This window comes from Bacillus sp. GbtcB14 (assembly GCF_019091205.1).
Classification (GTDB): Bacteria; Bacillota; Bacilli; order Bacillales; family Bacillaceae_G; genus Bacillus_A; species Bacillus_A cereus_AG.
This window is the reverse complement of the sequence record NZ_JAGXJT010000284.1, coordinates 1-241: the sequence shown is the minus strand read 5'-3', so window position 1 is coordinate 241 and position 241 is coordinate 1. Positions and strand designations below refer to the sequence as shown.

Genomic DNA, 241 nt, shown 5'->3' with positions numbered 1-241 from the left:
AAAGAACGAAATATAAACAAAGATGCCAAGGTTAAAAAACTTTTGAAAAGGAAAAAGTCAGCACAAAGAGATATGTCCAGAAGATTTAAAAAAGGTGTAAAAATTCAATCTGCCGGATATGAAAAAGCTAAAACTGAGCACCTGCGGTTATCTAGGAAAATTACGAATATCCGAAATAACCATATCCATCAAGCAACAGCTAAATTGGTGAAAACCAAACCAATGAGGATTGTTGTGGAAG

General features: G+C 34.0%; 1 pseudogene. It reads left to right on the top strand.

Annotated elements, in window-relative coordinates:
- A pseudogene (locus KVT31_RS29935) lies at nt 1-241 on the top strand (RNA-guided endonuclease InsQ/TnpB family protein); the annotation flags it as partial.